Raw genomic sequence first — 22,900 nt, forward strand, 5'->3', positions numbered from 1 at the left:
GTTCTTACGAAATCTGCCGTTGGCTCATCTGATGAGATGAAAAGGGAAAAAGTAACCATTTTGCAACGATCAGGGGGCCGCGTCCCCGCCTGCTGGCGGGTTCGGGCCCCCTGGTGCAACCGGGCCTTGGGCCCGTTTCAGGCGCGCTCTGCTTACCAGGCCGCCTCATAAATATGCCGGCTCTGGGCCAGGTCGATGTCGCCGTGCTCACCCAGGGCGGTCATGCCGTGCTCTTCGAGCTTGGCCAGCAGGGCGTCGATCCGGGCGTCGGCCACGTAATCCCGCAGCCGGGTCTTGATCCCCATCCGCTCGAAGAAGTCGCGGGTGGCGGCGATGGCACCGTCGATACGCTCCTCGTCACTGCCGCTGCGCAGATCCCAGACCCGCTCGGCGTATTGCAGCAGTTTGGCGCGCTTCTGCTCGCGCTTGGCCTGCAGCAGGGCGGGCAGCACCACCGCCAGGGTCTGGGCGTGGTCCAGACCGTGCAGGGCGGTGATCTCGTGGCCCAGCATGTGGGTGGCCCAGTCCTGGGGCACGCCGGCTCCGATCAGGCCGTTCAGTGCCAGGGTGGCGCTCCACATGATGTTGGCACGCACGTCGTAGTTTTCCGGCTCCACCAGCGCCTTGGGCCCCTCTTCCGCCAGGGTCAGCAGCAGCCCCTCTGCAAAGCGATCCTGCACCTTGGCATCCACCGGGTAGGTGAGGTACTGCTCCAGGGTGTGGATGAAGGCATCCACCACCCCATTGGCCACCTGACGGGCGGGCAGGGTGTAGGTGAGCACGGGGTCGAGCACGGCGAAGCGCGGCATTACGAAGGGCGAGAAGAAGTGCTGCTTGTCCCCTGTGCTCTTGCGGGTGATGACGGCGCCCATGTTCATCTCGGAGCCGGTGGCCGGCAGGGTCAGCACGCTGCCCAGGGGAATGGCGGAGGCCACCTCGCCGCCGACGGTCTCGAGGATGTGCCAGGGGTCCTTGGCCAGGTCGTAGTGGGCCGCCGCGGCGATGAACTTGGAGCCGTCCAGCACGGAGCCGCCACCCACTGCCAGCAGGAAGTCGACCTTCTCGGCGCGGGCCAGTTCGACGGCACCCATCAGGGTCTCGTAGGTGGGGTTGGGCTCGATGCCGCCAAATTCAAACAGGGTCAGGCCGGCCAGCTCGCTGCGGATCTGGTCCAGCAGGCCGCTGCGCACCACGCTGCCACCGCCGTAGGTGACGAGGATGCGGGCGTCGCTGGGGATCTGGCCGCGCAGCTGGGCCACCTGGCCCTTGCCGAACAGCACCTTGGTGGGGGTGTGCAGGATGAAGTTGTTCATGGGATCTCCCGGGGTGGTCGTAGTCGGTAAGGTATGGGTTGCATTTTTCTCTTATAACCCCCTACCATCAAGGGAGCTTTCTGCCGATTTCTTGCCTATTTCTACTGAGCCTGGATAAATGAGTACAAATCAGCCCATCGCGGCGACCCACCAGTCCGCCCTCGCCAGCCGACTCGCCGCCCTGGCACCCCACCCGGGGATCACCGCCGCCCCCGTGCCCGGCGTGCACCTCATCTACACCACGGAGCATCATGACCGCATCCCGGTGCTCTACCGCCCGCGCATGATCATCATCCTGCAGGGGCACAAGGTGGGCTATCTCTCGGACTTCACCTTCCGCTACGACCCCGAGCACTACCTGATGATGACCCTGCCGCTGCCCTGCGAGTGCGAGTGCTTCGCCTCCCCAGAATCCCCCCTGGTGGGGCTCTCGGTGGAGATCGACGTGGCGGCGCTGCAGGCCCTGCTGCTGGAGATGGGGGACGCGGCCCCCGCCCCGGCGGAGCCGGGTCGCGGCGTCGTCTCCGTGCCCCTCTCCGAGACCATGCTCTGCGCGGTGGAGCGCCTCATCGACGTGATGGACAAGCCGCTCCACGCCCGGGTGCTGGGGCCCCAGATCGTGCGCGAGATCCTGTTCCACGCCCTGCACGAAGGGGGAGCCCCCGCCCTGCTGGCCATGGCCAGCCGTCACAGCCAGGTGAGCCAGATAGCCCGGGTGCTGCGTATCATGGAGCAGCGCTTTACCGAGAACCTGACGGTGGAGGAGCTGGCCCGGGAGGCGAACATGAGCGTCTCGGCCTTCCACCACCACTTCAAGGCGGCCACCGCCACCTCGCCCCTGCAGTACATCAAGACCCTGCGCCTGCACCGGGCGCGGCTGATGATGCTGCACGACGGCCTCAAGGCCGGGGTGGCGGCGGACAAGGTAGGCTACGAGAGCGGCTCCCAGTTCAGCCGCGAATACAAACGCTTCTTTGGCAACACCCCGAGCGAACACGCGGCACGCTTCCGCTCGGGACAACTGCGTATCGTGGAGGGATGACATGCGCACACTGATCCTGCTCGTTCTGACCCTGCTGGCCACCGCCTGCACCGGCATTCCACCGGGACACCAGGTGGTCAAGCCCTTCCAGCTCGACCGTTACCTCGGCACCTGGTACGAAATCGCCCGCCTCGATCACGGCTTCGAGCGCGGCCTGAGCCGGGTCACCGCCAGCTACAGCCTGCGGGATGACGGCGGCGTCAGGGTGCTCAACCGGGGGCAGGACGAACAGGGGGAATGGCGCGAGGCCGAGGGGCGCGCCTACTTCGTGGGCGACAGCGACGAGGGGCGCCTCAAGGTGAGCTTCTTCGGCCCCTTCTACGGCAGCTACAACGTGCTGGCGACGGACTATGACCTCTCCCTGGTGAGCAGTTACAACCTCCAGTACCTCTGGATCCTCTCCCGCACGCCCCATCCCCCCAAAGAGAAGGTAGAGGCCCTGGTCGAGCGGGCCCGGGGGCTCGGCTTTGCCACCGACCGGCTGATCTGGGTCAGCCAGGATCCGGCGGGGAACGCCCCATGAGGATCTTCCAGGCCACCCCCGGGGACATTCCCCGGGTCACCCCCCTGTTCGTGGAATACCGGGCGTTCTACCGGCTGCCTGCCCGGCCCGAGGCTGCCGAAGCCTTCCTGCTGGAGCGCTGCACCGCCGGGGAGTCGGTGCTCTTCGTGGCCCAGAGCGAGGCGGGAGAGGTGCTGGGATTTGCCCACCTCTATCCCCTGTTCTGCTCCCTCGCCCTGAAGCCCATCTGGCTGCTGTACGATCTGTTCGTGGCGCCGGCGGCCCGCCAGCAGGGGGTCGCCCAGGCGCTGCTGGCGCGGGCCGATCGCCACGGCCAGGAGACGGGCGCCGCCTTCCTGATGCTGAGCACCGCCACCGACAACCGGCAGGCTCAGGCCCTCTACGAAGGGCACGGCTACCAGCGGGACAACGAGTTCTACAGCTACATCAAGCCCCTCTGAGCCCCTGGCCTGGCCGATTGCCGGGCCAGGCCCCGGCATTATTCAGCGGGTGCATGGCAAAATATTATCCATACACCGCATGAATAAAGGCGACCCCGAGGTCGCCTTTGTCACATCGGGGTCTGCCCCTAGAGCCGGAACCGCCCGATCTCCTGCTCCAGCCGCTCGGTCAGGGACTTGAGCTCGGCGGCCTGGCTGGCCTCCTCCCGCGCCTGCTCCGCCAGCGTCTGGGAGACGTGGCGGATGTTCTCGGTGTTGCGGCTGATCTCGCCGGTGACCGAGGTCTGCTCCTCGGCCGCCGCCGCGATCTGGGTCGCCATGTCGCTGATGGCGCCGATGGCCTCGTTGATCCGGCCCAGGCTGAGATTCGCCGCTTCGGCGTCCTCCACGCTGGTGCCCGCCAGCTGGCGACTGGTCTCCATGCCGCCCACCGCCTTGCGGGTGGTCTGCTGCAGCGCCTCGATCATCTGCTGGATCTCGGCGGTGGAGTCGTGGGTGCGGCGCGACAGCACCCGCACCTCGTCCGCCACCACGGCAAAGCCGCGCCCCTGCTCCCCGGCCCGGGCCGCCTCGATGGCGGCGTTCAGGGCCAGCAGGTTGGTCTGCTCGGCGATGCCGCTGATGGTGGCCAGAATGCCGCTGATCTGCTGGGCGTGGCCATCCAGCTCGTGGATGGTCTGGCTGGCGTCGGAGACCTCCCCCGCCAGCCCCGTGATGCTGCGCTGGCTCTGGCCGACCTGGGACTGGCCGGCCACCGCGAGGCGCACCGCATCGCCGGCGGTGTTGGCGGCAAACTCGGCGTTGCCGGCGATCTCCTGGGTGGCGGAGGCCATCTCGGTCACCGCGGTCGCTACCATGACGATCTCGTCCTGCTGCTGGCGCACCCGCTGGCTGCGGGCCTCGGCCCCCGCCGCCTGGGTGCGGGACTGGGCCGCCAGCTCGACGGTGACGTCCCGCAACCGGCTGACAATGCCGTGCAGTCGCGCCACGAACTGGTTGAAGTTCTGGGCCAGCTGCCCCACCTCATCCTGGCTGCGGGTGGCGATCTGCACCGTGAGATCCCCCTCCCCGTGGGCGATGTCGGCGAGCGCCCTGGAGACCCGTCCCAGATCCGCGAACAGGTAGTTGAACATGGCGATGAGCAGGGCACCGAACACCAGCAGCAGCACCAGGGTCAGCCCCACCAGTTGCCACAGCAGGGAGGCGAGCGGCGCCTCCAGCACCTCCTTGTACATCACCATGGCGAGCAGCCAGTCGGTGCCGGGCACGCCCTGCACCGAGAGCAGCACCTCGCGCCCGTTCAGGTTGGCGCCGTGCAGTTCGCCGTCGCGGCTCCACGCATCCAGCGCCGCCCCGGTGAGGCCGGGGTCCAGCTCCGCCACCTGCTTGAGCGCCAGCTCCTTGTTCGGGTGGCCGACGATGAGGCCGGTGCGGTCGAGCAGCATGGCGTAGCCCTCCCCCTGCACCTTCATGGCCAGCACCTCGTCGATGAGGGCGTCGAGGGAGAGATCCGCCCCGGCCACCCCGATCACCCGGCCCTGATGGCTCACCGGCTCGGCCAGGGTCACCACCATCTGCTGCATGGTCACGCTGACATAGGGCGGCGTGACGATGAGCTTGCCCGCCTTGTCGGCGCTCTGGTACCAGGGGCGGGCCCTGGGGTCATAGTTGGCGGTGTTGAGGGCGGGATCGTGGCGGGTCATCTCCCCCTGCGCCGAACCAAAATAGGTGAGGCCGAAACCGCCGGAGGTGCGGGTCTGCAGCAGGTGGGGCACCAGGGTCGCTTCGGGGTTGTCGGCAATCACCGCGGCCAGGGCATCGACCGCGTGCTTGCGATCCTCAAGCCAGTTGCCGATGGCCACCGAGTGGGCGTGACCGTAGTTGACCGCCTCGCTCTGGATGGCGTCAAGGGTGCGGGATTTGAGGGTGTGGAAGGCGACGATACCGAGCAGGGCTGCCATCAGCAGCACTACCCCCAGGCTGGCCGCGAGCAGCTTGCCGCGCAACGAGAGAGTCATGACAACGAATCCTTGTGGTAGCCGGGGGCCGGAAATACCCCCATCTTGGTAGTTCTATCGGCACAATGATGAACGGTCTTTAGTGAATCCTGATATTTTTTCATCTATCAACAACAGAACGCACTACCAGCAACAGACTGCTCACTATTCCATGCTGACACCCGCAGGCACCACAAGGCCGCCCGAAGGCGGCCTGGCACTTACCCCTGATAGGCACCGGCGGAGTAGGTCAGCTCATAGCTGTGGCTGTAGATCTCGATGATGTTGCCGAAGGGATCTTCCATGTAGACCATGCGGTAGGGCTTCTCGCCCGGATAGTATTCGCGCACCGGCATCCGCTGCTTGCCGCCCGCCGCGACGATGCGTGTCGCCAGCCCCTCGACATCCGGATCCTGCACGCTGAAGTGGAACACCCCGGTCTTCCAGAATTCGAAGTTGTTTTCGCGCTGCTCGCTGTTGGGGAACTCGAACAGCTCGATGCCGATCTTGTCGCCGGTGGAGAGATGAGCGATGCGGAAAGAGCCCCAGCCCGGGCCAAATACGTCGTTGCACATCACGCCGATGGCGGAGTCATCCTCGGTGATGGTGGTCGCCGGCATGATGAGATACCAGCCCATCACCTTGGTATAGAACTCGACTGCCTTGTCGAGGTCAGTCACCGTGATGCCGATGTGGGAGAAGTTGCGCGGGTAAGTCATAAGTCACCTTGAAATTGTGTGTGGGAAACAGGTGACATGATAGGAAGAGGCGCCATAATGAAAAATAAGGTCAAACTAATGGAATGCATAAATTAAATTTATGGTTAATCCACTCTGGCTCCACACCCTGGTGGTGGTGCATGAAACCGGCAGTTTTACCCGTGCCGCCGATCGGCTGGATCTCACTCAGGCCGCCGTCAGTCAGCATATCTCGCGCCTCGAGGCCGAATTCGGCCCCCTGCTGCTACGCAAGCCCCGTCAGCTGGAGCTCACCCCGCGCGGGCTGGTGCTGCTCGACTTCGCCCGCCAGCAGGCGCAGGCCGCCGAACAGTTGCGAGCCCGTCTCTCTGATGACGACCCCCACCGCGGCGCCATCACCCTCACCACCCCCGGCAGCATCGGCCTGCTGCTCTATCCCCTGCTGCTCGATCAGCAACAGGAGCATCCCGGACTCACCATCCAGCACCGCTTTGCCCCCACCCCCGACATAGTGCAGGCGGTACTGGCGGGGCGCAGCGATCTGGGACTGGTGGATCAACCGCCGGAGCACCCCAGCATAGCCGCCGAGCCCTTCGCCCGCGAACCCCTCTGTCTGGTTGTACCCAGCGACGGCGAGGAGCCGAGCTGGCAGCACCTCTGTCAGCTCGGCTTTATTGACCACCCGGATGGCCGCAGCATGGCTCAGCGCCTGCTGGGACGACGCTATCCCGGCCAGCGCTTCGACGAGATCCCGCTGCGCGGCTTTACCAACCAGATCGGCCTGATCCTGGAGCCAGTCGCCCGCGGCCTCGGCTTTACCGTGCTGCCCCGCTTCGCCGTCACCGCCTTTGCCCAACAGGAGCAGATCCGGGTGATCCAGAGCAGCATTGAGGTGATCGACACCCTCTGGCTGATCTACCGCGCCGAGTGGCCGCTCCCCGCCCGCCACCAGCGGCTGGTGGAAACCCTCAAGACGCAGGTCGGCGCCATCTGATGGACAAACAACAAGGCCGCCCGAAGGCGGCCTTTTACTGTCCGGCGGCTGGGTTATTTGACCCGCGCCAGCGCCGTGTTGATCCTCAGGTTGGTCGCCTCCAGCCCCGGCTGCTGGCCGTAGAAGTCGAACGCCAGCTCGACACTGGGGCGAAACAGCAGGCAGTGGGTGGAGCCGCCGAAGTGGAACATGCCGAGCTGCTCCCCCTTCGCGATCCGATGCCCCGGCTGCACCGTCACCTCGCAGCTCGACACCTCCGCCATGCCCACCGGCACCACGCACATCAGGCCGATTTTGGGGTTGTCGGCCTCGATGAAGATGAGTGCCCGGGTCGCCACCGCGGTGAGGAAGGGCTGGGACTGGTTCGGGGCGCTGGGGTCGGGCCCCACCGGGCTGTCGAAACCCTGGTGGCGGTTGGCCAGGTAGTAGCTGCCGTTGACCACCTTGACCGAGCGCACCGTGCCGCTCACCGGGCTGTGCCAGCGGTGATAGCTGAGGGCGCTGAGGAAGGCCTGATAGAGGGTGCCCCCCTCGAACGCGGCGGCGCGCGGGTCGAAGTCCAGCAGGTTGTCCAGGGAATAGGGCTGCCCCTTGAGCCAGAACGCGTCCTGCCGCCTTACCCCGGTCACCACCTGCAGCGGGGCCGACTCGCAGGCGTTGGCGATCACGCTGTCATCGTCCGGGGCCGTCGCCGGCCGCACGCCGGGGCAGAAGCGGCGGGTGAAGAAGTCGTCCCAGCTGGCGAAGCCCTCGTATTCCTCTCCCGGCACGGTGTGGAAGATCCCCTCGAAGCGCTCTGGGGTGGGGTTGTCGCCGGCCCCGAGCGCCCCCTGCGCCACCTTGACCATCTCCCGTTTCGCCACCTCCCCGAGCCAGGGGACGATCAGGGTCTGGCGATCCAGGGTGCTCACCGACTCCGTCAGCACATAACGGGACGCGGGACCTTGCAGGAAATCGGCCCAGTAGCCGAGGATCTTGCGCAGTTGCTGGTTCACCAGCGCATTGGCAAAGAAGTCGTACCCGGCGGCCGTCGCCATGGGCCAGTTGAGCAGGGCATTGATGGGGAATCCGATCAGCCCGGCGGGCTCCTGGGTCTGCACATTCTGATAGGCTTCCGGGGCCGTGGTCATGATGCCGTTGAGCAGCTGCAGGAACTCATCGAAGCTGCGCACCTGGACCTGACCGAGCGGCGTGCTGTGCTCATGCTGCCACGCCTCGTCAAACATCCCCTGGGCCTGCTGATGCAGGAGGGGATCCTGCTCCACCAGCGCCTTCAATCCGGCGATCGGGGCCACCAGCGGGCGAGGCTGGCGGGTGACCGCCTGACGCAGCCGCTGTACCCAGCGCGCCACATGGGCCTGATCCCGGGGGACCCAGCCACCGGCATGGGCATGGGGGTGACGCGTATCCACTGCCTTGTTCATCGCTCTCTCCTTGTTGAAGCGCCTTGGGCCCGCCGGATGCGATGCGCCTGAAGGCGCCATCTGGCAGGAAGCAAGGTGTAGCACAGGGGAAAAGCGGCCTCCATTGACAGAAATGGCAGCGGCGAAGCGGAGAAAAAGAGGCTAACGGAGGCGGTGGCAAACGCCGCAAATGCGAAAGGCCAGCTCAATGAGCTGGCCTTTCTGAAAAATGGCAGGGGCGGCAGGACTCGAACCCGCAACCATCGGTTTTGGAGACCGCTGTTCTACCAATTGGAACTACGCCCCTGCAACAAACGAGGCGTAGTATACAAAGCGGAGGTCAAAGGTAAAGGCTTTTTTTCTTACTTTCGATGCGATCGAACAAATGACGAGCAGATCCCCGCAATTCCAACAAGGAGCGGGGGTAAGCTGCTGTATTTGCAGCCCCGACGGGGTAGGAATGGGACACAAATGGGGGTAGGGTGAAACCAGGCTCAGGGAGGCTGCCCATGCTCAATTACCGACTGCTGCAACAGCTTGCGCCCCTCAACTTCCGGGATGAGCGCAAGACGGAGACCCTGGCCGACTATCTGGACAGAGTCTCTCCCCTGGTGCCCTCCATTCCCTCCAATGTGCTCGCCCAGTGGATTTACCGCCATTGGCGCGGTTTTGAATCCAACTGGAGCTTTATCGATCTCGCCAGCCATCAGTTCGAGTGCGAGCACTGGCCCACCGCGCAGATTATCGAGCAGATAGACTCCCGCCACATGGAGGTGATCGATCGCTGGGGCGAGATGCTGCGCAGCAACCGCTACGTGCGCCGCTCCTGGCTCGGCGATGACATGCTGCGCCGAGGCACCTGGTCCGAGCCTGTCATCGTCCTCGCCACCGCCCCGGGCACCTGCTACCCGGACGGTCACCCCCTGCCCCATCCCTACTGCCTGCTGGAGGGGCACCACAGGCTCGGCTACCTGCGCAGCATGGCCGCCGATGGCGCCCCCTTGCAGGCGCAGCACGCACTCTGGATTTGTCGACCCGTTCGCGACACTTAAACGTTTTTCTGGGCAAATCCTGCCTCTGAAATAAATTTTTGACAATTCAAAAACCAGCCCTATAATCGGTGCGGTTTTGAAAAAGGTCGGGACAGGACAATGCCGTTTTTGATGAAAAAAGCAGCCTTGCAGACGGGTGGAGCGCACCAGAGCGGCCCCGTTGTTTCCGGTTCCCGTCCCACAGATCCCCCGTTTTTTTGAAAAGAGCCCCTGTTTCAGGGGCTTTTTTTTGTGCCGGAAAAACCTTCATTGATGCCAAAGGGAATGCAGACGATGACCAATCCACTCTATAACAAACACGTCATCTCCATCTCGGATCTGACCCGGTCTGACATGGAACTGGTGGTCGCCACCGCACAGCGGTTGAAGGCCGAACCCGACAGCCGCCTGCTGAAAGACAAGCTGGTCGCCAGTTGCTTCTTCGAAGCCTCCACCCGCACCCGTCTCTCCTTCGAGACCGCGGTCCAGCGCCTGGGCGGCAACATCATCGGCTTCGCCGACGGCGGCAACACCAGCGCCAAGAAGGGCGAGACTCTGGCCGACTCCATCAAGATCATCAGCTCCTACACCGATGCGGTGGTGATGCGCCACCCGAAGGAAGGGGCAGCCCGTCTGGCCTCCGAGTTCTCCCGGGTGCCGGTCATCAACGGCGGTGACGGCTCCAACCAGCATCCCACCCAGACCCTGCTCGACCTCTTCTCCATCCACGAGACCCAAGGCAAGCTGGACGGCCTCAACGTCGCCTTCGTCGGTGACCTGAAGTACGGCCGCACCGTCCACTCCCTGGCCCAGGCCCTGAGCCTGTTCAACTGCCGCTTCTTCTTCATCTCCCCTGAGGCGCTGGCCATGCCGGACTACCTCTGCGAGGAGCTGGAAGAGAAGGGCATCCGCTTCAGCGTGCACGAGACCATGGAAGAGGTGATGCCGGAGCTCGACATCCTCTACATGACCCGCGTCCAGAAGGAGCGCTTCGACGAGACCGAGTACAAGCACATGGCCGCCAAGTTCGTGCTGGAGCTGGCGACCCTGGAAGGGGCCAAGCCCACCATGAAGATCCTCCATCCCCTGCCCCGGGTTGACGAGATCGAGGTCGCCGTCGACAAGACCCCCCACGCCTACTACTTCCAGCAGGCGGAGAACGGGGTCTATGCCCGCCAGGCACTGCTGGCACTGGTACTGAACGAAACCGTCTAAGGGAAAGGGGAACATCATGTCCGAGAAGAACCAACTGCAAGTCGAAGCCATCCGCCACGGCTCCGTCATCGACCACGTCCCCGCCGGCCAGGGCATCAAGATCCTCAAGCTGTTCCAGCTGATCGAGACCCAGGAGCGGATCACCGTCGGCTTCAACCTCAAATCCGGCGCCCTCGGCAAGAAGGATCTCATCAAGATCGAGAACACCCGTCTGACCGAGCAGCAGGCCAACCAGCTCGCCCTGTTCGCCCCCAAGGCGACCGTCAACATCATCGAAGACTTCGTGGTGGTGAAGAAGCACCAACTGGCGCTGCCGGAGTTCATCGAAGGGGTCTTCCACTGCCCCAACTCCAACTGCATCTCCCACAACGAACCGGTGGAGAGCTACTTCCGGGTGCGCGAGGTGAAAGGGGCGGTGCGGATGAAGTGCAAATACTGCGAGAAGTCCTTCACCCAGGACATCGTCAGCGAACGCTACTGATTTCCTGCCGACAAAGGATATCCATGTGGGCCCCATCGGGCCCATTTTTGAACCCTGTCACATCACTTATTCCCCCTTTGGTTATAATTTGCCATCCCGTAATGGATATACCTCGCTCATCCCCTGCTTGAGTGCTCCTCATTAGTGTTTTTCGCTATGAAAAGCCGGAACGACAGACTGGGTGAGACCGCCATCGCTCATCGCCAAAGGAAGTCGCCATGATCAACACCCTCAGCCGCCCAGCAGAACCAGAGTCCGACCTGGCCCAGCTCGACGCCTGCCGCCAGATCATCGGCCAGCACTGCTACAGCACCCAGGAGGAGATCCGCCGCGAGCTCTCCGCCCGCGGTTTTGCGGACATCAGCCAGTCCACCATCTCCCGCCTGCTGCGCCGTCTCGGGGTCGCCAAGGCCCAGAACGCCAACGGCAAGAAGGTCTACACCCTGGTGGACGAGCAGCTGGAGCCCGCCGGCAGCACCCGCTCCATCCACGACATGGTGCGCGCCGTGGTCCACAACCAGCAGATGGTGCTGGTGCATACCACCCCGGGGGCCGCTACCGTGGTGGCTCGCCTGCTGGATCGCAACGCCAATCCCGAGATCCTGGGGGCCGTGGCCGGCAACGACGTGGTACTGATCGCCCCGCGCCACATCAGCCGAACCCGCCAGGCTCACGCCGCCGTGGTGCGCACCCTGGAAAACGCCCGCTGACCCCTGCTGGATGCCAGAAGGCGACCCCGGGGTCGCCTTTTCGTTGCCCGCGCGGCAAGGAGCCAAGCCACGTGAGAGGCCGGGCGCCCCGCCTTGCCAGCCATAAAAAACGGGAGCCCCAGGCTCCCGTTGTTGTCCCTATGTCTGTCGGCATTCATGCCAGCACGGCGCCCAGGCTCAGGCAGAGCACGATCAGCACGGTCAGCATGCCGAGCAGCGGGGCCACCCACTTCAGCCAGCGCACATAGGGCACCTTGGCAATGGCCAGCCCCCCCATGACCACGGCGGAGGTCGGGGTCACCAGGTTCACCAGGCCGGAGGCGGACTGGTAGGCGGTGACCACCAGCTCGCGGCCCACGTTGGCGAAGTCGGCGAGCGGCGCCATGATCGGCATGGTCAGCACCGCCAGACCGGAGGAGGAGGGCACCAGGAAGGAGAGCACCACTTCCAGCACGAACATCACGTTGATGAAGACGATGGTGGAGAGGCCGGTCACTATCCCCTCTGCGCTGTGCAAGATGGTGTGGGTGATCATGCCGTTGTCCATCACCACCACGATACCGCGGGCGATACCGATGATGAGGGCCACGCCGAGCAGATCGCGGGCACCGTCGATGAAGTTGGAGGTCAGCTCCTCCTCGCTCATGCGGGAGATGACGCCGACGATGATGGCGGCAGCCAGGAAGACACCGGAGATCTGCGCCATCCACCAGCCCAGCACGGCCACCCCGTAGATCATCACGGCAAAGGCGGCGACGAAGATACCCAGCACGATCTTGCGGGTGGTGGTGAACTCCAGCATCTGGTCGCTCTTGTTGCCGAGGAAGTGGGCACGGTTCTCTTCCCACTTGTCGGCCACCAGGGACTTGCTGGGATCGCTTCGCACCATCTTGGCGTAACGCATCACATAGGCCACGCAGATCAGCCAGCCGGCCACCAGCATGGCGACCCGCAACCAGATGCCGTCGGTGAAGGAGATGCCGGCCGCGTTGGCGGCGATCACGGTGGCGAACGGGTTGATGGTGGAGCCCAGGGTACCGATACCGGCCCCCAGCAGCACGGTCGCGGCAGCGACCACGGGGTCGAAGCGGGCCGCCATCATCACCGGCACCAGCAGGGTGTAGAACGGCAGAGACTCTTCCGCCATGCCGTAGATGGTGCCCCCTGCGGCGAACAGCGCCATCAGGATGGGGATCATCCACTCTTCACGGCCACGCAGGCGATCGGTGACGCGCTCGATACCCGCATCGATGGCACCTGTCTTGGTCACGATGCCAAGGAAGCCACCGATGATCAGGATGAAGAGGGAGACGTCGATGGCGCCAGCCTCATAGGTGTCGTGGTTGTAGAGACCGTCGATGGGTGCCAGCAGCACGTCGACGATCCCCTGGGGATTGGCATCCACCAGTTTGTAGGTACCGGCCACCGGCACTTCCTTGCCGAGGGCCTCGTTCATGGTCATCTCGTATTTGCCGGCCGGCACTATCCAGCTCAGGGCGGCCACCAGGGCGATCAGCACAAACAGTATCGTGTAGGCTGACGGGAACTTGAATTTGGTCATGGTCCAGCTTCCTTCTGTGGGTGTGGTATCCATGCAGGCTGCGGGTCGTAGGGTTGGAGGTATTATGCCGCTGTCACATGGTTGAAAAGCCGGGGGTCACCCCCCGGCACCACTGACGACGTCAGTCGCCCAGCGTAGCCACCATCACTGCCTTGATGGTGTGCATCCGGTTTTCCGCCTCGTCGAACACGATGCTGTGCTCGGATTCGAACACGTCCTCGGTCACTTCCAGGCCCTTCATGCCATATTTGTCGGCCACTTCCTTGCCCATGGTGGTCTCGTCGTTGTGGAACGCCGGCAGGCAGTGCATGAACTTCACATCCGGGTTCTTGGTCGCGTTGATGACGTCCATGTTGACCTGATACGGGGTCATCAGCTTCACCCGTTGATCCCAGGCTTCCTTCGCTTCACCCATGGAGACCCAGACGTCGGTGTAGAGGAAGTCGGCACCCAGCACACCCTCTTTCACGTCTTCGGTCAGGTGGATGCGCGCACCGGTCTCTTCGGCGATGAGGCGGCAGGTGGCAACCAGCTCCTCTTCCGGCCAGAAGGCTTTCGGCGCCACCAGACGGATGTCCATGCCCATCTTGGCGGCACCCACCATCAGGGAGTTGCCCATGTTGTTGCGGGCGTCACCCAGGTAGGCGAACTTGATCTGATCCAGACGTTTGCCCTTGCCGTGCTCCAGCATGGTCATGAAGTCCGCCAGGATCTGGGTCGGGTGGAATTCGTTGGTCAGGCCGTTCCAGACCGGCACACCGGCGTGGGCCCCCAGCTCTTCCACGATCTCCTGGCCGTAGCCGCGGTATTCGATGCCGTCATACATGCGGCCCAGCACCCGGGCGGTGTCCTTCATGGACTCCTTGTGACCGATTTGGGAACCGCTCGGGCCGAGGTAGGAGACTTGCGCGCCCTGGTCGAAGGCCGCCACTTCAAACGCACAACGGGTGCGGGTGGAGGTCTTCTCGAAAATCAGGGCAATGTTTTTGCCGGTCAGGTGTTTGCGCTCATAGCCACCGTATTTGGCCTTCTTCAGGTCGATGGCCAGATCGATCATGTATTGGATTTCGCGCGGGGTGAAGTCCAGCAGTTTCAGGAAGTTACGGTTACGCAGATTAAAAGCCATGATGAGTTCTCTCTATATTTGTTCAGACCAATTTGGGCAGTGTTGTTAACTACGCAGTTGTTCAGGCCAGAGCATTGGCTCAGGCATTGACGGTATTAGTGGCAACGATATTGGTGCCGGCTTCGCCCCTGAGGATGGCCAGACCATCTTCCAGGGAACCGATCCCGACCATGCCGCCGGTCGCCTTGACGAATTCGCAGGAGGCCTCGACCTTGGGCCCCATGGAGCCTGCATCGAACTTGACCCCGGCCAGCTCGTCCGGGCTGGTGACCCGCAGCGGACGCTGGGTCGGCTTGCCCCAATCCAAGTAGACGGCATCGGCGTCGGTCAGGATCAGCAGGGCGTCGGCCTTGATCTGCTTGGCCAGGTAGGCGGCAGACATGTCCTTGTCGATGACGGCCTCGATGCCGGTCAGGCTCTGGCCATCCCAGGTCACCGGGATGCCGCCACCACCGGTACAGATGATGAGGTGGCCCTGGGCGATCAGGGTTTCGATGGCGTCGCCTTCGACGATGCGCTGAGGTAGCGGGGACGGCACCACGCGGCGGAAGAACTTGCCGTCAGCCTTGACCGACCAGTGCTTCTCTGCAGCTAGGGCGCGGGCCTCCACTTCTTCATAAACCGGGCCGATAAACTTGGTCGGGTTGACGAACGCCGGATCCTCGGGGTCGACCTGGACCTGGGTCAGCAGCGCGGTGACGTTGCGGCTCGGCATCAGGTTCTTCAGCTCCTGGATCAGCATGTAGCCGATCATGCCCTGGGACTCGGCACCCAGCACATCCAGGGGATAGGGAGAGACCTTGGTGTAGGCGCTGTTCTGCAGGGCCAGCAGGCCGACTTGCGGGCCGTTGCCGTGCACTAGCACCACGTTGTACTCCTGGGCGATCAGGGCGATGGTCTTGGCGGCGGTGGCGATGTTCTTGCGCTGGATGTCAGCTTCAAGCGGCTCGCCACGACGGAGCAGGGCATTGCCACCCAGGGCGACGACGACAGTTGGTTTTTTCATGGTGTTACTCTCGAGTCTTGGTGAGTGTGGCGCCAGCCTCTGCCGGCGCCACGCCGTCTTGTCAGATGCCGTCACGTTCCATCGGGCAGCTCATGCAGCGGGCGCCGCCGCGACCACGTCCCAGCTCTTCACCCGGGATGGGCAGCACAGTGATGCCAGCCTTGTCGTACTTCTCGTTGGTGTAGGTGTTGCGCTCGTAACCCACCACCACGCCGGGGCGCACGGTCAGCACGTTGTTGGCGTCGTTCCACTGCTCGCGCTCGGCCTCGAAGCTGTCGCCGCCCGTGGTGATGAGCTTGAGCTGATCCACCCCCAGCGCCTTCTCGATGGCGGTCACGAAGTAACCCTCTTCCTTGATGTTCATCCCGGTGGCGCCACCCGGGGTCAGGCTCCAGCAGTTCACGTCCTTGCGGATGACTTCCGGATAGACGGAGAAGGTGTCTATGTCCATGTGGGTCATGACGGTGTCGAGGTGCATGCAGCTGCGGTGTTTCGGCAACTGCATGGCGATGACCTGCTTGGCCTGACCGTGTTTGAACAGGCCGCGGGCCAGGTGTTCCACCCCTTGCGGCGTGGTGCGCTCGGACATGCCGATGAGCACGGCGCCGCGGCCGATGACCAGGACGTCGCCCCCCTCGATGGTGGAGTTGTCGTAGTCGCGGTCTTCGTCACCGAAGTACTTGATGAAGTCCTGGCCGGCGAACTGCGGGTGCCAGCGGTAGATGGCCTTCACATGGTTGGTCTCGCGGCGACGGGCGGCCTTGGCCATGGGGTTGATGGAGACGCCGCCGTAGACCCAGCAGGAAGTGTCGCGGGTGAAGAGGTGGTTGGGCAGCGGCTCGATGATGAAATCGGTCGGGGCGTGCATGCCGACCACCATGTTGACGCCGCTGTAGGGCATCTCGGAGTAGGTCAGGCCGCCGGAGAGGATGCGGGCCAGCTCGCGGTGCGGCATGTCGGCCAGGAAGCAGCGCACGTCGTTGGCCAGCGCGGTGCCGAGGCGATAGTCGGAGACCTGATGCTGCAGCAGCCAGGTTTTGGCTTCCGGTACATCCAGGGTTTCCGCCAGCAGGTTGGTCAGCAGGAAGACTTCGACATTCTGATCGCGCAGCACCTGAGCGAATTTGTCGTGCTCCTGACCGGCGCGTTCCACGGACAGGACGTCATCGAACAGCAGATCCTGGCAGTTGGAGGGGGTCAGACGCTTCAGACTGAGGTTGGGGCGGTGCAACATGACGCGGCGCAACTGGCCAACTTCAGAACCTACATAAAATTTGCTCATGATGATATTCCGTCTAGCAGTGGTCCCTGCGAGTGATTGAATAGATTCCTTCTATTCAGGCTCGTGGCTAAGGCGGGATATTCTTTATGTAGGGTATTCGGCTTATGTTCTATCCTGCCCTTGCCTTTCGACGCAGAGATTAGGACTGGAGGTCACATCAAACTTAGACATTGATCACATTCAACTCAGACTGCATAAATTCCGGAGTTAATTTATGACGGAGTGTACATAAACGATATTTGCCCCAGGGTCGCCATGGCATAAACAAGCAAAAAACGCCCGTAAAATCCCGGTAAGATAGCGTTTTCATTCATTTTGATTATCCATAAAGAGATAGCTTTTATTTTAAAATCACTTGAAAATCAAAAAGATAAAATAATCCACTTCAGTTTTTGAATTTTTTATATCTCTCCATGAATTTATCGTCATTCACTCCCCTTGAGTTCACCACATAAATAGTCACTTTCGCCATTCCGGTTGAATAATCCATCTTTTGTTCCAGATCATGGCATTTGCGCCAAGTCGCACGGCAGGCTTCGCGCCCACGGCTTTCACGCCATGTCTTTTATATGGATATGCATTTTGGACGCATCCCGGCGGGAGTTTTCTCATCAGCGCCATTGCAGCCTGGATTCAAAGTTTTTTCATTAGTTGAATTTATTGCAGCGCCTTGCACCAACCCGTGGTTCGCCTTAACTCAGAAAGTGATCGGGATCACACGCTTTTCTGTCATCAAGGAGATAACCATGAAGATCAAGTCGCTGTTTCTGCTCGTCGCCCTGGTCCTGCCCATGGCCCCGGCCCTGGTCCACGCCCAGGGCGCCCCCGCCATGCCGCTGGTGGTATGCCATGTCGACCAGGCACCCCAGATGCTGGTGCCCGCCTACCTTTGCCAATGGTATGGCGGCAGCCAGCACCACTGATCCTCCCACCCACGTCCTCTCACCCAAGGGGGGATGCACTCCTCTTGGGTGATGCCATTCCCTCGTTCGCCCTCGCCCCCATCCAGACCCGTCGCTTCACTCCCCCGGGATTGCCATTGGGCCGACACCACGCCCCTGGATGTCGGCTCCCGCATGCGCCCATCTGCGATCGACACCGGTAGCGCCGACTTTTCTGAACCCCAGGTAAACGGCCTGTGAGACATTCGCCATTACATGAGTGAGTAAAACGCCATAAAAATTCTCGCCATAGTCGGAAGATAAGCGTGAAAAAACCACAAGCAACACTGACAACACAATGATTAATAACAAAATAATGTCTATATCATTTCGCGAGAAACGAGTTGAGAAAAAACGTTTTTCAACATGCCGTTGTCGCCCTGCGTGAAATCCTTATAGTTACTCCTGCACGGACGCAATGAAGTCGGTCAGGAAGACTGGCTGCCAGGGTTGGGCAAATGGACTCACCACAGGATGTGGTAAAGGACACCTCCCAGGACGGAGAAAGTGCGACGGGAAAGGATGACTCGTCAGGCCATGATGGCTAAAGGACACCCCAAAGGATTGGGAAGGGGAAACCTAAAGGAAGAGGTATAGTCAGGGATTGCAGGGAGCAACTTCGTTCAAGGATATGAGCGATAAGACTATCGGGGGCGACGCAAGTCGCCCCCATCTTTTTTGGGTATTTTTCACGTCTGCCCGCTGAGGGGTCACCCCGGCCACGGCATTGCTGGCCAGGGTACCCGGGACTCGCCCAGCCGGCGCTATTCCAGCCGGAAGTGCCCCACTATCTCCCGCAGCCTGTCATAGGTGCGCTGCATGGCATTCGAGCTGTCCACGGTGCGCTCGCCATTCCCCTTGAGCTGGGTGATCACCTCGGCGATGGCACTCATGTTGCGATTGATCTCCTCGGCGACGGCACTTTGCTCCTCCGCGGCCGTGGCGATATGGCTGATGAGATCGTTGATCTCCACCACTTCTCCCGCCATCAGATCCAGTGACGCATTCACCTTGCTGGTGTTTTCCGCCGCATCCTGGCAGCTCTGTCGGGTGTTGCCCATGGCGGCCACCACGGTCTGGGTACCCCGTTGCAGCCGGGTCAGCATGGTCTGGATCTCGGCAGTGCTCTTCTGGGTGCGTCCCGCCAGAGAGCGCACTTCGTCCGCCACCACCGCAAACCCCCGCCCCTGCTCACCAGCCCGGGCTGCCTCGATGGCAGCGTTGAGGGCCAGCAAGTTGGTCTGCTCTGCGATGCCACCGATGACCCCGAGAATCGAGCCTATCTGCTGCACATCCTGCTGCATGGCTTCGATGGAGTGTGCCGTGGCCTCCACCTCCGTCACCAGCGCAGTGACGCTGGCCATGGCCTGATCCACCACCTGACGCGACTGGTTGGCCAGTTGCTGGCTCTGGCCGGTCAGCTGGGCAGTATTGGCCGCGCTCTCCGATACCGAGACGGCAGTACGGCTCATCTCGTTGATGGCGGTGACCACCTGTTCGGTCTCCCGCACATGCTCCGCCAGCAGGCCCTGGGCCGACCCCGTCTGCCTCGCCAATGCCGATATCCCTTCATTGAGCTGGCCGCTCGCTTGTCTCACCTCCCCCATCATGCCCTGCAACTGCTCGATGAAACGGTTGATGCCCGCCGAGATCTGGCCGAGATCATCCTTGCTGGTCACCGTGAGCCGGCGGGTCAGATCCCCATTGCCCTGGGAGAGCTCCTGCACCAGGTCGCGCAAGGAGAGGATGGGTCTATAGGCCAGGTTGAGGGCCACCATGGAGAGGGCCAGTACCAGCGCCGCCACCCCGAGCAGGGCCAGGGTGATCTTGCCGTTGAGCGCCTGGGTCATGGCCCGGATATAGTCGAGATCCACATAACCGGTCAGGGTCCACTCGCTGCCGCGAATATCCAGCTTGTTGGGGCGGCTCTCGCTCTCTCCCTGGGGCTTGCTGCTGTAGAGCACCTGTCCCTGGCTGTCGGTGAGGGAGAAGTAACGCCCTTCCCCGCTTACCTTGGTCAGCAGCGTCTTGAACTCGCTCATGTCGAGGTAGTAGAGGTAGGCGGAGTCGGCACCGCGCGGCACCAGGATGGAGATGACGGGTTTGCCGTCCAGCTGCTCCAGCGGGCTGACGGTGATCTGGTTGTTGGCGGCGGGGATCAGCTTGCGCAGTGCGTCAACCCTGGCCTTGTCGTCGATGACCCCGTTCGCGTCGAATGCCATGTCGCCAATGAGCTTGACGATGTTGTGAAAGCCGGTCTCCTGCAGCGCCTTCTTGACGCTGGTCACCCCGAGGTTGAGGTTGGCGGCCAGCAGCACCTTCTGGTTGATGTCACCCGCTAGCTTCTCCCTGACCAGGGTGATCTGCTCGTTGATGTTCTGGGTAGCCTGGGTGCGGATGTAGCCGCTGATGAAATGGTTGACGCTGAACCAGGCGGTACCGATGGTGACCAGAATGGCGAGCAGCAACAGCACGTTGATTTTGACTTTGAATGCCATGGTATGGGTCCCTCCAAAGAGAAAGGGCCGGGATGACCCGGCCCTCCCTGCCAATGCTTACTTCTTCTTGGCGTACTTCATGGAGTCCAGGGCTACCGCCAGGATGATGATGCCGCCCTTGATGATGAACTGCCAGTAAGGGCTGACACCGATGTAGGTCAAACCATAGTTGATCAGCGTGAAGATAAGTACGCCGGTGATCACACCCGCGACAGTTCCCACACCGCCGGCAAACGAAACGCCCCCCACCACGCAGGCCGCGATGGCATCCAGCTCATACATGAAGCCGAGGTTGTTGGTGGCACTGCCGATCCGCCCCGCTTCCAGCATGCCGCCGAAGGCGTAGAAGACACCGGCCAGGGCATAGATGACCACCAGGTTGACGGCGACGTTGACACCGGACACCTTGGCCGCTTCCGGGTTGCCACCGATGGCGAAGATGTTCTTGCCAAAGCGGGTCTTGTTCCACAGCACCCAGACGAAGACGCTGGCGATGGCCGCATAGAAGGTCAGGTACGAGAGCTTGAACCCGCCAATCCGGATGAAGCCCTGCGCAAAGTTGGAGAAGCGAGGATCAAACCCGGCCACCGGAGAAGCCCCCACGGAGTCGAAATAGAGGGAGTTGATGCCGTAGACGATGATCATGGTGCCCAGGGTGGTGATGAAGGGCGTCACGTTCAGGTAGGCGACGATCAGGCCGTTGACCAGACCAATCAGGGCCCCCACCACGCACACCAGCAGGATCACCGCCGGAATGGGCACCTCCCCCAGGGTGGGGAAGACCTTGTTGACGTTGGTCAGGGCCTGCAGCATGGTGGCCGCGATCAGCGCCGCCAGGCCGACCTGGCGACCGGCCGACAGGTCAGTACCCTGGGTGATGATGATGCCCGCCACCCCGAGGGCAATGATGACCCGTACCGAGGACTGGGTCAGGATGTTGCTGAGGTTGGTGAGGCTGAGGAAGGAAGGCTCCTTGATCACGATGATCATGAGCAACACCAGCAACACCACATAGATGCCGTTCTCTTTGAGCGCCTGCATCAGATTGAAATTTTTAGCCGACTCCATAATGTCTTCCTGTCTTTATAGGTACAGAGATGCCAGGCGCAGGATCTCGCTCTGGTCAGTTTCTTTGGTGTTGACGATCCCCGCGACCCGGCCATTGCTCATGACCATGATGCGGTCCGTGATGCCGAGCAGTTCCGGCATTTCGGAGGAGATGATGACGATGCCCTTGTCCTTCTTCGCCAGCTCCAGGATGAGCTGGTAGATCTCGAACTTGGCGCCGACGTCGATACCCCGGGTCGGTTCATCCAGCATCAGGATCTCGGGCTGGGTCAGCAGCCAGCGACCGATGATCACCTTCTGCTGGTTGCCACCGGAGAGGGAGCCGATCTGGGTCTGCTGGGTCGGTGTCTTGACCCGCATGGAGTCGATGACCCACTGGGTATCGCTCTTCATCTTGTTGTCGCTGAGCAGCCCCATGGATCCCTTGTAGTTGTCCATGTTGGCGATCAGGGAGTTGAAGGCGATGTCGAGGCGTGAATAGATCCCGGTGGAGCGGCGCTCCTCGGTCACCAGGGCGAAGCCGTTCTGGATCGCCTCGTGGGCGTTGTGGTTCGCCACCTCTTTGCCGTGCAGCTTGATGGTCCCTTCGCTGCGATCGCGGATGCCGAACAGGGTCTCCACGATGTCGGTGCGCTTGGCCCCCACCAGACCGGCGATGCCGAGGATCTCCCCCTTGTGCAGGTTGAAGGTCACGTCCTTGATGGAAGGCTGGTTCTTGGCCGTCAGGTGCTCGACCTCGAGGATCACCTCTTTGGGCTGGTTGGTTTTTTCCGGGAAGCGCTGGGTGAGCTCGCGGCCGACCATCATGCCGATGATCTGATCCATGGTCATGCCCTGGAGGGGCTGGGTCGCCACCCACTGGCCATCCCGCAATATGGTGATCTCGTCACAGAGCTGGAAGATCTCTTCCATCTTGTGGGAGATGTAGACGATGCCGCACCCCTTCTCCTTGAGCTTGTTGATGATCTTGAAGAGGTGGTTGACCTCTTTCTCGGTCAGGGAGGAGGTGGGTTCGTCCATGATGACGATCTTGGCGTCATAGGAGAATGCCTTGGCAATCTCGATCATCTGCATCTGGGAAACCGACAGGGTGCCGACCTTGACCCTGGGGTCGATGTCGATGTCCAGCTCCTCGAAGATATGCTTGGTGTCCTGATACATCTTGCCGTGGTCGACAAACAGTCCCTTGGTGGGATAGCGGCCGAGCCACATGTTGTCCATCACGGTGCGTTGCAGTACCAGGTTCAGCTCCTGGTGCACCATGGAAACGCCATTCTCCAGCGCCTCTTTGGACGAGGTGAAGTTGATCTCCTGTCCCTTGAAGAAGATCTTGCCCTGATCCTTCTCGTAGATGCCGAACAGGCACTTGAGCAGCGTGGACTTCCCTGCGCCATTCTCGCCCATCAACGCATGCACAGAATGAGGACGGACCCGTAAATTGACATTATCGAGTGCCTTGACGCCAGGAAAGCTCTTACTGACGTCAATCATCTCCAACAGCCATTCTGATTGTTGCCGTGTTGTCATATCAGCCATCACATCTGGTTGAAAAGAGGGCAAGGGGATCTCCC

Annotated in this window: 20 protein-coding genes and 1 tRNA gene; 9 read left to right on the forward strand and 12 right to left on the reverse strand. The window is 62.1% G+C overall.

All coding sequences use genetic code 11. From position 1 onward, the window contains the following. Positions 1 to 152: 152 nt before the first annotated feature. Positions 153 to 1,313 (reverse strand): alcohol dehydrogenase, encoded by a 1,161-nt coding sequence (gene yqhD / locus HKD46_RS00300; protein WP_101530909.1) that lies wholly within the window; start codon positions 1,311 to 1,313, stop codon positions 153 to 155. Positions 1,314 to 1,431: 118 nt separating this feature from the next. Between yqhD and HKD46_RS00305 the strand changes: the two genes are divergently transcribed. Genes HKD46_RS00305 through HKD46_RS00315 form a run of 3 tightly spaced genes read left to right on the forward strand, consistent with a single transcriptional unit; the run spans position 1,432 to position 3,318 of the window. After that, positions 1,432 to 2,355: an AraC family transcriptional regulator gene (locus tag HKD46_RS00305; protein ID WP_010675998.1), complete on the forward strand. Its 924-nt coding sequence runs from the start codon at positions 1,432 to 1,434 to the stop codon at positions 2,353 to 2,355. A 1-nt stretch (position 2,356) separates the two neighbouring features. Next, positions 2,357 to 2,878, forward strand: coding sequence for a lipocalin family protein (locus tag HKD46_RS00310; protein WP_043153944.1), 522 nt, complete (start codon positions 2,357 to 2,359; stop codon positions 2,876 to 2,878). Next, on the forward strand, positions 2,875 to 3,318 hold the full coding sequence (locus tag HKD46_RS00315; protein WP_042015636.1) for a GNAT family N-acetyltransferase: 444 nt from the start codon (positions 2,875 to 2,877) through the stop codon (positions 3,316 to 3,318). Before HKD46_RS00310 ends, HKD46_RS00315 begins: the two co-directional genes overlap by 4 nt. 128 nt (positions 3,319 to 3,446) lie before the next feature. Here HKD46_RS00315 and HKD46_RS00320 read toward each other — a convergent pair whose 3' ends face one another. Then, a complete protein-coding gene (locus HKD46_RS00320; protein ID WP_171864730.1) occupies positions 3,447 to 5,336 on the reverse strand; it encodes a methyl-accepting chemotaxis protein in 1,890 nt (629 codons plus the stop codon). A gap of 200 nt (positions 5,337 to 5,536) precedes the next feature. After that, entirely contained in the window at positions 5,537 to 6,034 is a 498-nt protein-coding gene (locus tag HKD46_RS00325; RefSeq protein WP_103243878.1) for a lactoylglutathione lyase family protein, read from the reverse strand. Positions 6,035 to 6,134: 100 nt separating this feature from the next. Between HKD46_RS00325 and HKD46_RS00330 the strand changes: the two genes are divergently transcribed. After that, complete coding sequence (locus HKD46_RS00330) at positions 6,135 to 7,007, forward strand: LysR family transcriptional regulator (RefSeq protein WP_103243879.1); 873 nt, start codon at positions 6,135 to 6,137, stop codon at positions 7,005 to 7,007. A 53-nt stretch (positions 7,008 to 7,060) separates the two neighbouring features. Here the strand turns inward: HKD46_RS00330 and HKD46_RS00335 are convergent, their stop codons facing one another. Both HKD46_RS00335 and HKD46_RS00340 read right to left on the reverse strand, forming a co-directional pair. Further along, positions 7,061 to 8,431, reverse strand: coding sequence for a phosphatidylserine decarboxylase family protein (locus HKD46_RS00335; RefSeq protein ID WP_171864731.1), 1,371 nt, complete (start codon positions 8,429 to 8,431; stop codon positions 7,061 to 7,063). Between the two features lie 209 nt (positions 8,432 to 8,640). Next, positions 8,641 to 8,717, reverse strand: a tRNA-Trp gene (locus tag HKD46_RS00340). 202 nt (positions 8,718 to 8,919) lie between these two features. Between HKD46_RS00340 and HKD46_RS00345 the strand changes: the two genes are divergently transcribed. From HKD46_RS00345 to HKD46_RS00360, 4 genes are all read left to right on the forward strand, one after another. Continuing rightward, positions 8,920 to 9,462 carry a hypothetical protein gene (locus HKD46_RS00345; RefSeq protein ID WP_039039632.1) on the forward strand — a complete coding sequence of 181 codons (543 nt, stop codon included), beginning with the start codon at positions 8,920 to 8,922 and terminating at the stop codon, positions 9,460 to 9,462. A gap of 273 nt (positions 9,463 to 9,735) precedes the next feature. Further along, a complete protein-coding gene (pyrB, locus tag HKD46_RS00350) occupies positions 9,736 to 10,656 on the forward strand; it encodes an aspartate carbamoyltransferase (RefSeq protein ID WP_010676005.1) in 921 nt (306 codons plus the stop codon). A 16-nt stretch (positions 10,657 to 10,672) separates the two neighbouring features. Then, a complete protein-coding gene (pyrI, locus tag HKD46_RS00355; protein WP_010676006.1) occupies positions 10,673 to 11,137 on the forward strand; it encodes an aspartate carbamoyltransferase regulatory subunit in 465 nt (154 codons plus the stop codon). 218 nt (positions 11,138 to 11,355) lie between these two features. Further along, positions 11,356 to 11,847 carry an arginine repressor gene (locus HKD46_RS00360; protein ID WP_171864732.1) on the forward strand — a complete coding sequence of 164 codons (492 nt, stop codon included), beginning with the start codon at positions 11,356 to 11,358 and terminating at the stop codon, positions 11,845 to 11,847. Positions 11,848 to 12,001: 154 nt separating this feature from the next. Here HKD46_RS00360 and HKD46_RS00365 read toward each other — a convergent pair whose 3' ends face one another. The 4 genes from HKD46_RS00365 to arcA all read right to left on the reverse strand — a co-directional run bounded on the left by HKD46_RS00365 (position 12,002) and on the right by arcA (position 16,822). Continuing rightward, the gene (locus tag HKD46_RS00365) at positions 12,002 to 13,408 is read right to left on the reverse strand and encodes a YfcC family protein (RefSeq protein WP_010676008.1); all 1,407 of its coding nucleotides are present in this window, start codon (positions 13,406 to 13,408) and stop codon (positions 12,002 to 12,004) included. Between the two features lie 121 nt (positions 13,409 to 13,529). Further along, on the reverse strand, positions 13,530 to 14,534 hold the full coding sequence (gene argF / locus HKD46_RS00370) for an ornithine carbamoyltransferase (RefSeq protein ID WP_041211943.1): 1,005 nt from the start codon (positions 14,532 to 14,534) through the stop codon (positions 13,530 to 13,532). Between the two features lie 79 nt (positions 14,535 to 14,613). Further along, positions 14,614 to 15,540, reverse strand: coding sequence for a carbamate kinase (gene arcC / locus HKD46_RS00375; RefSeq protein WP_171864733.1), 927 nt, complete (start codon positions 15,538 to 15,540; stop codon positions 14,614 to 14,616). Between the two features lie 61 nt (positions 15,541 to 15,601). Then, a complete protein-coding gene (gene arcA / locus HKD46_RS00380; RefSeq protein ID WP_042078763.1) occupies positions 15,602 to 16,822 on the reverse strand; it encodes an arginine deiminase in 1,221 nt (406 codons plus the stop codon). Positions 16,823 to 17,568: 746 nt separating this feature from the next. Between arcA and HKD46_RS00385 the strand changes: the two genes are divergently transcribed. Next, complete coding sequence (locus HKD46_RS00385) at positions 17,569 to 17,745, forward strand: hypothetical protein (protein WP_152551730.1); 177 nt, start codon at positions 17,569 to 17,571, stop codon at positions 17,743 to 17,745. Positions 17,746 to 18,527: 782 nt separating this feature from the next. Here HKD46_RS00385 and HKD46_RS00390 read toward each other — a convergent pair. Genes HKD46_RS00390 through mglA form a run of 3 tightly spaced genes read right to left on the reverse strand, consistent with a single transcriptional unit; the run spans position 18,528 to position 22,865 of the window. Next, entirely contained in the window at positions 18,528 to 20,261 is a 1,734-nt protein-coding gene (locus HKD46_RS00390; RefSeq protein ID WP_039039635.1) for a methyl-accepting chemotaxis protein, read from the reverse strand. 57 nt (positions 20,262 to 20,318) lie between these two features. Beyond that, entirely contained in the window at positions 20,319 to 21,329 is a 1,011-nt protein-coding gene (gene mglC / locus HKD46_RS00395; protein WP_010676014.1) for a galactose/methyl galactoside ABC transporter permease MglC, read from the reverse strand. Positions 21,330 to 21,344: 15 nt separating this feature from the next. After that, positions 21,345 to 22,865, reverse strand: coding sequence for a galactose/methyl galactoside ABC transporter ATP-binding protein MglA (gene mglA, locus HKD46_RS00400; protein WP_043153953.1), 1,521 nt, complete (start codon positions 22,863 to 22,865; stop codon positions 21,345 to 21,347). Between the last annotated feature and the right edge of the window lie 35 nt (positions 22,866 to 22,900).

Origin of the sequence: Aeromonas sp. TW 6, assembly GCF_013168745.1 — a bacterium.
Classification (GTDB): Bacteria; Pseudomonadota; Gammaproteobacteria; order Enterobacterales; family Aeromonadaceae; genus Aeromonas; species Aeromonas caviae.

Coding starts and splice junctions, on each gene's coding strand:
- yqhD (WP_101530909.1), bottom strand. CDS start 1,313: ATGAACAACTTCATCCTGCACACCCCCACCAAGGTGCTGTTCGGCAAG.
- HKD46_RS00305 (WP_010675998.1), top strand. CDS start 1,432: ATGAGTACAAATCAGCCCATCGCGGCGACCCACCAGTCCGCCCTCGCC.
- HKD46_RS00310 (WP_043153944.1), top strand. CDS start 2,357: ATGCGCACACTGATCCTGCTCGTTCTGACCCTGCTGGCCACCGCCTGC.
- HKD46_RS00315 (WP_042015636.1), top strand. CDS start 2,875: ATGAGGATCTTCCAGGCCACCCCCGGGGACATTCCCCGGGTCACCCCC.
- HKD46_RS00320 (WP_171864730.1), bottom strand. CDS start 5,336: ATGACTCTCTCGTTGCGCGGCAAGCTGCTCGCGGCCAGCCTGGGGGTA.
- HKD46_RS00325 (WP_103243878.1), bottom strand. CDS start 6,034: ATGACTTACCCGCGCAACTTCTCCCACATCGGCATCACGGTGACTGAC.
- HKD46_RS00330 (WP_103243879.1), top strand. CDS start 6,135: ATGGTTAATCCACTCTGGCTCCACACCCTGGTGGTGGTGCATGAAACC.
- HKD46_RS00335 (WP_171864731.1), bottom strand. CDS start 8,431: ATGAACAAGGCAGTGGATACGCGTCACCCCCATGCCCATGCCGGTGGC.
- HKD46_RS00345 (WP_039039632.1), top strand. CDS start 8,920: ATGCTCAATTACCGACTGCTGCAACAGCTTGCGCCCCTCAACTTCCGG.
- pyrB (WP_010676005.1), top strand. CDS start 9,736: ATGACCAATCCACTCTATAACAAACACGTCATCTCCATCTCGGATCTG.
- pyrI (WP_010676006.1), top strand. CDS start 10,673: ATGTCCGAGAAGAACCAACTGCAAGTCGAAGCCATCCGCCACGGCTCC.
- HKD46_RS00360 (WP_171864732.1), top strand. CDS start 11,356: ATGATCAACACCCTCAGCCGCCCAGCAGAACCAGAGTCCGACCTGGCC.
- HKD46_RS00365 (WP_010676008.1), bottom strand. CDS start 13,408: ATGACCAAATTCAAGTTCCCGTCAGCCTACACGATACTGTTTGTGCTG.
- argF (WP_041211943.1), bottom strand. CDS start 14,534: ATGGCTTTTAATCTGCGTAACCGTAACTTCCTGAAACTGCTGGACTTC.
- arcC (WP_171864733.1), bottom strand. CDS start 15,540: ATGAAAAAACCAACTGTCGTCGTCGCCCTGGGTGGCAATGCCCTGCTC.
- arcA (WP_042078763.1), bottom strand. CDS start 16,822: ATGAGCAAATTTTATGTAGGTTCTGAAGTTGGCCAGTTGCGCCGCGTC.
- HKD46_RS00385 (WP_152551730.1), top strand. CDS start 17,569: ATGAAGATCAAGTCGCTGTTTCTGCTCGTCGCCCTGGTCCTGCCCATG.
- HKD46_RS00390 (WP_039039635.1), bottom strand. CDS start 20,261: ATGGCATTCAAAGTCAAAATCAACGTGCTGTTGCTGCTCGCCATTCTG.
- mglC (WP_010676014.1), bottom strand. CDS start 21,329: ATGGAGTCGGCTAAAAATTTCAATCTGATGCAGGCGCTCAAAGAGAAC.
- mglA (WP_043153953.1), bottom strand. CDS start 22,865: ATGGCTGATATGACAACACGGCAACAATCAGAATGGCTGTTGGAGATG.